This window comes from Mesorhizobium sp. M2A.F.Ca.ET.039.01.1.1 (genome assembly GCF_003998035.1).
Lineage (GTDB): Bacteria > Pseudomonadota > Alphaproteobacteria > Rhizobiales > Rhizobiaceae > Mesorhizobium.
Genome location: NZ_RZRY01000230.1, coordinates 1 through 8,816, shown reverse-complemented (window position 1 = coordinate 8,816; position 8,816 = coordinate 1). Strand labels below are relative to the sequence as shown.

General features: G+C 64.6%; 6 protein-coding genes and 1 pseudogene. 2 read left to right on the top strand and 5 right to left on the bottom strand.

The features are described from left to right. Positions 1-251: 251 nt before the first annotated feature. From recJ to EOA24_RS18325, 5 genes are all read right to left on the bottom strand, one after another. The gene (gene recJ / locus EOA24_RS18345) at positions 252-2,036 is read right to left on the bottom strand and encodes a single-stranded-DNA-specific exonuclease RecJ (protein ID WP_127409963.1); all 1,785 of its coding nucleotides are present in this window, start codon (positions 2,034-2,036) and stop codon (positions 252-254) included. 138 nt (positions 2,037-2,174) lie between these two features. Beyond that, on the bottom strand, positions 2,175-3,158 hold the full coding sequence (gene glpX / locus EOA24_RS18340) for a class II fructose-bisphosphatase (RefSeq protein ID WP_126082340.1): 984 nt from the start codon (positions 3,156-3,158) through the stop codon (positions 2,175-2,177). Positions 3,159-3,343: 185 nt separating this feature from the next. Next, on the bottom strand, positions 3,344-4,657 hold the full coding sequence (locus tag EOA24_RS18335; protein WP_126082339.1) for a homoserine dehydrogenase: 1,314 nt from the start codon (positions 4,655-4,657) through the stop codon (positions 3,344-3,346). 41 nt (positions 4,658-4,698) lie between these two features. Continuing rightward, positions 4,699-5,916, bottom strand: a complete 1,218-nt coding sequence (locus EOA24_RS18330) for an LL-diaminopimelate aminotransferase (RefSeq protein ID WP_126060457.1) — start codon at positions 5,914-5,916, stop codon at positions 4,699-4,701. Between the two features lie 50 nt (positions 5,917-5,966). Then, the gene (locus EOA24_RS18325; RefSeq protein WP_189343115.1) at positions 5,967-6,374 is read right to left on the bottom strand and encodes a hypothetical protein; all 408 of its coding nucleotides are present in this window, start codon (positions 6,372-6,374) and stop codon (positions 5,967-5,969) included. 97 nt (positions 6,375-6,471) lie between these two features. Here EOA24_RS18325 and phaC point away from each other — a divergent pair, with 97 nt between their 5' ends. Further along, positions 6,472-8,307 carry a class I poly(R)-hydroxyalkanoic acid synthase gene (gene phaC / locus EOA24_RS18320; RefSeq protein ID WP_127256132.1) on the top strand — a complete coding sequence of 612 codons (1,836 nt, stop codon included), beginning with the start codon at positions 6,472-6,474 and terminating at the stop codon, positions 8,305-8,307. 221 nt (positions 8,308-8,528) lie between these two features. After that, positions 8,529-8,816: pseudogene (locus EOA24_RS18315) on the top strand (peptidase M15A); the annotation flags it as partial.

Here is an 8,816-nt window from a genome sequence, read left to right as displayed (position 1 = left end):
ACTTCAGTGATTTGGAAAGATTCCAGGCTTGTCGGGCAAGGCTATCAACGTCCGTTGCCGTAGTCAGCGCAAACGCTGGCGATGAGCTGGAGGCTCCCGAACCTCGTCATTCCAGGGCGGAGCAGGGAGCGTAGCGACGCGCGCAGACCCTGGATGACGACTGCGATAGGCGTCTCGGCCAATCGCCAAGGCATGGGATCTGCCAACGCACACGAACCAACCGGTCAAAACGTCTGTGTTAAGGTAGGTCGTTAAGCAAGCGCCGCGTCGCTGATGCGAAACTGCACCGTGCGGTTGCCGTTCCAGTAATTGCCCGACAGCGAACCGGCGATATGCACGGTCCTGCCCCTGTTCTTGAACAGGAATTCGCCGAGCGCAGTGTCGACGGCGCGGAAGGCGATCGCCTGGATGTTGCCGCCGCTTTGGGACTGCAGGTCGACGCGAATGTGATTGGTTCCGATCGCGCGCGCGTCGGCCAGCCGGTGGCGCGGCAGCACGAAGACCGGCGCGATGTGCCCGGCGCCGAACGGGCCGGCTTTCTCCAGCGCGTCGAGCAGCGCGATCGTGGCGCCCTCGGCGGCCAGGGCGCCGTCGATCGCCAGGCTTTCCTCGTTCTGCAGCCGGAAGACATCGGCCGCGGCGCGTTCTTCGAAGAAGGCGCGCAACTCGCCGAGCTTGGCACGCTCGACGGTGATGCCGGCCGCCATCGCATGGCCGCCGCCCTTGACGATCAGCCCGGCAGCCGCCGCCTCGCGCACCAGCCGGCCAAGGTCGAAGCCGGTCACCGAACGGCCGGAGCCCGTGCCGATGCCGGTCGAATTGAAGGCGATGGCAAAGGCCGGCCGGCGCGCATAATCCTTGAGCCGCGAGGCGATCAGCCCGACGATGCCCGGATGCCAGCTGTTGCTGGCCGTGACGATGACCGCCGGCCCGTTGCCGCCGGCAAGCTCGGCATCGGCCTCGGCACGCGCCTGCGCCAGCATCTCCTGCTCCATCTGCTGCCGTTCCTGGTTCAGCCGGTCGAGCGTCTCGGCGATGCTTGCTGCCTCGACGGGATCGTCGGTGGCTAGAAGCCGGCTGCCGAGCGCGGCATCGCCGATGCGGCCGCCGGCATTGATGCGCGGGCCGATCAGGAAGGACAGATGGAAGGTGTTGATCGGCTCGCCGATGCGCGAGACCCGCGCCAGCGCCGCCAACCCCTCATTCTTCTGCTGGCGCAACACCTGCAGCCCCTTGACGATGAAGGCCCGGTTGACGCCGGTGAGCGGCACCACGTCGCACACCGTCGCCAGCGCCACCAGATCGAGCATTGAAAGCAGATCGACGGGCGCGGCATCCGGCAGCCTTTCGCGCAGCAGCTTTGCCGTCTGAACCAGGCACAGGAAGACGACGCCCGCGGCGCACAGATGCCCCTGCCCCGACAAATCGTCCTCGCGATTGGGATTGACCACGGCCGCCGCCGGCGGCAGCGGGCCGCCGACCTGGTGGTGGTCGAGCACCACCACGTCGGCGCCGGCTTCCCTGGCCGCCTCGATCGAGGTCGCGCTGTTGGTGCCACAATCGACGGTGACGATCAGCTTGGCGCCGCGCGAGATCAGTTCCCGCATCGCTTCCGGATTGGGCCCGTAGCCTTCGAAGATGCGGTCCGGGATATAGATTTCCGACGGCACCGAAAAATGCGTGAGGAAGCGTTTCAGGAGCGCCGACGAGGCGGCACCGTCGACATCGTAGTCCCCGAAGATCGCCACTTTTTCGCGGGCGACGATCGCATCGGCGAGCCTCGACGCCGCTTTCTCCATGTCGGTCAGCGATGCCGGGTTCGGCAGAAGCTCGCGGATGGTCGGATCGAGGAAGCGGTCGGCCTGCTCAGCGCTGACGCCGCGCCCGGCAAGCACCCGCGCTACGATGTCGGGCACGCCGTGGCCCTGCGCGATCGCCAAGGCGGCCATGTCCTGCCGCTCGGTCAGCCGGTGTTGCCAGGAAACACCGGTCGCCGACTGCCTGACATCGAGGAAGAACCGTTTCTCGCCCGTCATGCGACGCGCCGTCTGCACATCATCTTGGGCAGATATCAATATGCGACGGCGGGAGCAATTCGGCGCAAGCGAGCAATCCGGGGAAAAGTGTGGAAGGTTTTTCCCCGGAACGCCGCGGTGGCGCTCAAATGGGCGAAATCAGAACTTATCCAGATCCTGGTGGCGCGCCTTGATCTCGCGGACCGTGCGCGAGGACGAGCGCAGCACGATGGTATGCGTGGTGATGAAGGTGCGGCCGAACTTCACCCCGTCGAGCAGATTGCCGTCGGTAACGCCGGTCGCCGCGAACAGCACGTCGCCGCGCGCCATGTCCTGGGCGCGATAGACCCGCTTCGGGTCGGAAATGCCCATCTTCTCAGCCCGTGCCACCTTTTCCGGCGTGTCGAGGATCAGCCGGCCCAGCATCTGCCCGCCGGTGCAGCGAAGCGCCGCCGCCGCCAGCACGCCTTCCGGCGCGCCACCCGTGCCGAGATAGATGTCGATCCCGGTCTCGTCCGGATCGGTGGTGTGGATGACGCCGGCGACATCGCCGTCGCCGATCAGCCGTATCGCCGCACCCGTGGCGCGCACGGCGTCGATCAGCTTGGCGTGACGCGGCCGGTCGAGGATGCAGGCCGTAATGTCGGAAATGGCCACGCCCTTGGCCTTGGCCAGATTGGCGAGGTTCTCGGCCGGCGAGGCGTCGATGTCGATCAGGCCTTCCGGATAGCCGGGGCCGATGGCGATCTTGTCCATATAGACGTCTGGTGCAAACAGCAGGCTGCCCTTTTCCGCGATGGCGATGACCGCAAGCGCGTTGGGCAGGTTCTTGGCGCAGATCGTGGTGCCTTCCAGCGGATCTAGCGCGATGTCGACGGCCGGGCCTTTGCCGGTGCCGACCTCTTCGCCGATATAGAGCATCGGCGCCTCGTCGCGCTCGCCCTCGCCGATCACCACCGTGCCCTTGATGGCCAGCCGGTTTAGCTCCTGACGCATCGCATCGACCGCCACCTGGTCGGCTGCCTTCTCATCGCCACGCCCGCGCAGCCTGGCGGCCGCGACGGCGGCGCGCTCGGTGACGCGCACCACTTCCATGGTGAGGATCCGGTCGAGGCCGGCAGTGATGTTCTGGGCGATGTTCATGGATGGGCGTTCCTCGTTGTCTGTTTGCGTCGAGCAATCCCAGAACGGTTGAGCGCCGGAATTGCTCCGCCTCCCGCCAGAGGCGGGCTTCTTCTGGCAAAGCTCCATGACAACGGCAAGACTTGCCACGTCAGTTTTTGAAATGGCAGCAAAATCAATCGATTGAAGACGGAATCGGATCTGGCTTATTCCGCCCGCTCGATGCGGATCACTTGCGGTTTGTCGGTCAGATGGCCGTCCTTGGTGATGCCTTCGACCGCCTTGCGCACCGCGGCTTCCGTCGTCTCGTGGGTGACGAGGATGACCGTTTTCTGCGCCTGGGTCTCCGCGCTGGCCGCCTGCTGGACGATCGATTCCAGCGAGATGTCGTTGTCGGCCATGCGCTTGGCGATGGCCGCGAAGACGCCGGTGCGGTCATGCACGGTCAAGCGAATGAAGTAGCCGCCGGCATGGCTGCGCATCTGCGCTTTCTTATAGGGCTTCAGTTCCTTCGCCGGCCAGCCGAACACCGGAGCGTGCTGGAACCCGGGCCGGCTCTTGGCGATGTCGGCAATGTCGCCGATCACCGCCGAGGCGGTGGCGTTGCCGCCGGCGCCTGGACCGGAAAGCAGAAGCTCGCCCAGAATGTCGGTCTCTATCGCCACGGCATTGGTGACGCCGTGTACCTGCGCGATGACGGACGCCGTCGGTACCATCGTCGGGTGCACCCGCTGCTCGATGCCGCTGTCGGTGCGTTGCGCGACGCCCAGCAGCTTGATGCGGTAGCCGAGATCGGCCGCCGCGCGGATGTCTGCCTGGCTGATGTTGGAGATGCCTTCCATATAGATGTCGTTGGCGGCGATCTTCGTGCCGAAGGCAAGGCTGGTCAGGATCGACAGCTTGTGGGCCGTGTCGTGGCCTTCGATGTCGAAGGTCGGGTCGGCCTCGGCGTAGCCCAGTCGCTGCGCGTCCTTCAGGCAGGCATCGAACGAGATGCCCTCGGCTTCCATGCGGGTCAGGATGTAGTTGCAGGTGCCGTTGAGGATGCCGAAGACACGCGTCACCGCATTGCCGGCCATTGCCTCGCGCATCGTCTTGATGACGGGGATGCCGCCGGCCACCGCCGCCTCGTAATTGAGCAGAACACCCTTCTTCTCGGCGATCTCGGCAAGCGCCACGCCATGCTTGGCAAGCAGCGCCTTGTTGGCGGTGACGACATGCCGGCCCGCCTCGAGCGCCGCCTTCACCGCCAGCCGCGCCGGCCCTTCGTCGCCGCCGATCAGCTCGACAAAGACGTCGATGTCGGCCTTTTCGGCCATTTGGACCGGATCGTCGAACCATGTCGCGGCGCTGAGATCGACGCCGCGGTCGCGTTTCCGGTCGCGGGCGGAAACCGCCGTCACGACGATGTCGCGTCCGCATTGGCGGGTGAGCTCCGCCGCCTTGTCGCGCAGCACGCGCGCCACCGAGGCGCCAACCGTGCCGAGGCCGGCAATTCCAACACGCAACGCTTCAGCCATGTCCGGCGACGCCCCTCAAAATCCAGAAATATTAGGCAGACTCAGCGCCGAGCGGCGAGCGGCACCACATTGTTGGGCTGCTTGGCGGTTGATGCCAGGAAGCGCTTGATGTTGCGCGCGGCCTGACGGATCCGGTGCTCGTTCTCGACCAGCGCCACGCGCACATAGTCGTCGCCATGCTCGCCGAAGCCGATGCCCGGCGCCACCGCGACATCCGCATGCTCGATGAGCAGCTTGGAGAATTCGAGCGAGCCGAGATGGCGGAACTGTTCCGGGATCGGCGCCCAGGCGAACATCGAGGCCGCGGGCGCGGGAATGGTCCAGCCGGCGCGGCCGAAGGAATCGACCATCACGTCGCGCCGCTTGTGGTAGACCTCGCGCACCTCCTCGATGTCGGCGCCGTCGCCGTTCAGCGCATGCGCCGCCGCCACCTGGATCGGCGTGAAGGCGCCATAGTCGAGATAGGACTTCACCCGCGTCAGCGCCGAGATCAGCCGCTCGTTGCCGACGGCGAATCCCATGCGCCAGCCCGGCATGGAGAAGGTCTTCGACATCGAGGTGAACTCGACGCAGATATCCATCGCGCCCGGCACCTGCAGCACCGAAGGCGGCGGATTGCCGTCGAAATAAATCTCGGAATAGGCAAGATCGGACAGGATGATGATGTCGTTCTTCTTCGCGAAGGCGACCACGTCCTTGTAGAAGTCGAGCGAGGCGACCAGCGCCGTCGGATTCGACGGATAGTTGAGGATCAGCGCCAGCGGCTTCGGGATCGAATGGCGGATACCGCGCTCGACCGCCGGGATGAAGCCGTCGTCGGGCTCGACCTGCAGCGAGCGGATGACGCCGCCCGACATGATGAAGCCGAAGGCGTGGATCGGATAGGTCGGATTGGGGCACAGGATGACGTCGCCCGGCGCGGTGATCGCCTGCGCCATGTTGGCGAAGCCTTCCTTCGAGCCGAGCGTGGCCACCACCTGGGTGTCGGGGTTGAGCTTCACGCCGAACCTGCGGGCATAGTAGTTGGCTTGGGCGCGGCGCAGGCCCGGAATGCCGCGCGAGGACGAATAGCGATGCGTGCGCGGATCGCGCACCACCTCGCACAATTTGTCGACGATGGCTTTCGGCGTCGGCAGGTCCGGATTGCCCATGCCAAGGTCGATGATGTCGGCGCCGCGCGAACGGGCGCTGGCCTTCAGCCGGTTGACCTGCTCGAACACGTAAGGCGGAAGCCGGCGGACCTTGTGAAATTCTTCCATTGGATTTCCAGACACGATCGAAGGGGGCGCTTTCGGCGCGCGATATAAACCTAATTGCAGTTAGGGTCGAGGGTCGGGTCGCATTTGCCCTCGATCTGTTTCAGCGTGTCGCCACCATGCGTCTTGGCAAGCGTCTTCAGCGCCGCGGAATTCGCCGGCGCCTTGACGCTGCCGCCCTTGGCGGCCTGCGCCTGCTGCTCGGCCTTGAGCCTTGCCAGGTTCGCCGCGGTCTCCACCTTGGTGAGTTGCTTGGCGGCCACCTGCGGCGGAATGTTGAGGTTCGGGTAGGAGCCGGTGTCCTTCGGGCCTTCGGTCACGGCCGTCGGCGCTGCATTGTTGGTGCTGGTGCTCGTGCAGCCGCCGGCGGGCAGCAGCACGCCGACCAGCGCGGCCAGGACCGCCTTGCGGGAGATCGAACCGAACCTGAGAAAAAAAGTCCCGCCAACATTTATCGTCATATTGTTTTCCTGGCAGCCGGGTTACTGCGAATTGGACCCGGTCAGATGTCCCATGGTAATATGTCAAGAAAACGCTCCGGGAGGAACCCCGCGGACCATGTCCAAAACTGACGATTCGGACAAAGCGGAAAATGGCGGACCTTCGGCCATCGAGCAATATCTGGTGAAGGATCCCGAGCGCTTCGCCTTGAATATGGCGCGCATGATCGAACAGGCCGGCAAGGCGGCGTCCGCCTGGACCGAACCGCGCGAGAAGGGTGAGGTGCGCGATCATGTCGCCGAACCGGTCGTCGACATGGTCAAGACATTCTCCAAGCTCTCGGAGTACTGGCTTGGCGATCCGCAGCGCGCGCTCGAAGCGCAGACGCGGCTGTTCGCCGGCTATATGACGGTCTGGGCCAACGCCATCCAGAAGGTCAATCCCAATGCCGAGGCGCCACAGGACGCGGTTCAGCCCGAGCGCGGCGACAAGCGCTTCCAGGACCCCGAATGGGGCCGCAACGCCTTCTTCGATTTCCTCAAGCAGGCCTATCTCGTCACCTCGCGCTGGGCGAACGAGCTGGTCGAGCACGCCGAGGGCCTGGACGACCACACCCGCCACAAGGCGAGCTTCTACGTCAAGCAGGTGTCGAACGCGATCGCGCCGTCGAACTTCATCCTGACCAATCCGGAGCTGTTCCGCGAGACGGTCGCCTCGAATGGCGAGAACCTGGTGCGCGGCATGAAGATGCTGGCCGAGGACATCGCCGCCGGGCGCGGCGACCTGAAGCTGCGCCAGGCCGACTACACGCCTTTCGAAATCGGCAAGAACATCGCCACCACGCCCGGCAAGGTCATCGGCCGCAGCGATGTCGCCGAGATCATCCAGTACGATCCGGTGACCGAAACGGTGCTGAAGCGCCCGCTGCTGATCTGCCCGCCATGGATCAACAAATTCTACATCCTCGACCTCAACCCGCAGAAATCCTTCATCCGCTGGGCGATCGAGCAGGGCCACACCGTCTTCGTCATCTCCTGGATCAACCCCGACGAGCGCCACGGCGCCAAGGGCTGGGAGGCCTATATCCGCGAAGGCCTGCAATACGGTCTCGACATGGTGGAGAAAGCGACCGGCGAGAAGGAAGTCAACGCCATCGGCTATTGCGTCGGCGGCACGCTGCTTGGCGCGGCTCTCGCGCTGCTGGCGCAGGAAGGCGACAACCGCATCAAATCGGCCACCTTCTTCACCACCCAGGTCGACTTCACCTATGCCGGCGACCTCAAGGTCTTCGTCGACGAGGACCAGGTTGCCGCTGTCGAGCGCTCGATGAGCGAGAAGGGCTATCTCGAAGGCACCAAGATGGCCACCGCCTTCAACATGCTGCGCTCGGGCGATCTGATCTGGCCCTATGTCATCAACAACTACATGCGCGGCAAGGAGCCCCTGCCCTTCGACCTGCTCTACTGGAATTCCGATTCCACGCGCATGGCGGCGGCCAACCACTCCTTCTATCTGCGCAACTGCTATCTGGAGAACAATCTCTCGCGCGGCACGATGGAGCTGGCCGGTCGCACGGTGTCGCTGGCCGACATCACCATCCCCGTCTACAACCTTGCCACGAAGGAAGACCACATCGCGCCGGCGCTCTCGGTGTTCCTGGGCTCGCGGTTTTTCGGCGGCGACGTGGAGTATGTGATGGCGGGTTCCGGCCATATCGCCGGCGTCGTCAACCCGCCTGCCGCCAGGAAATATCAGTACTGGACCGGCGGCAAGCCGGTGGGCGATTTCAACGCCTGGCTCGCCGCGGCGCATGAGCATCCGGGGTCATGGTGGACGCACTGGCAGCATTGGATCGAGAACCAGGACAACATCCGCGTGCCCGCCCGCAAGCCCGGCAAGCGTATGAAAACCTTGGGAGATGCTCCGGGCACCTATGTCAAGGTGCGTGTGTAACGGACTGTAATGTCTGGTGAGTTGACGGGCCGCCAAAACAGGGCGAAATGGTGGCGTCAATCGTTTCACGGCCTCAAATCACCTTCCGACGCAGATTAATTCCGAGGCTTGCAGATTCGACACATGTCCCGTTTCCGGTTGGGAACAGGAGGGTTATCGCGGCGCGATGCTGGAGTGGCACGGCGATGACGAACCGACCGGATGCTGAGGGGGAATTTGTTTTGAAATCAGTAGGTTGGCGTCTCGGGCGAAGGGAAAGCCGCAGCATCGCGGCAGCGCTTTTCCCCGTGCTTCTGGCCTCCTGCACGTCGACCGGCGACCCGACGATGTCGGTCGTTTCGCCCGCCTACAATTCAACCGCCACCGAAATGAGCGCGACATCCGGCACCAAGACGGCAACAGCCGCCGATTCGTCGGCTCAGACGGCATCCGCGACCACCGATGCGGCAGCGACCGTGATGAGCGAAGGCGACACGCCTTTGCCCGAGAAGGTCGACTATGTGCCGGAG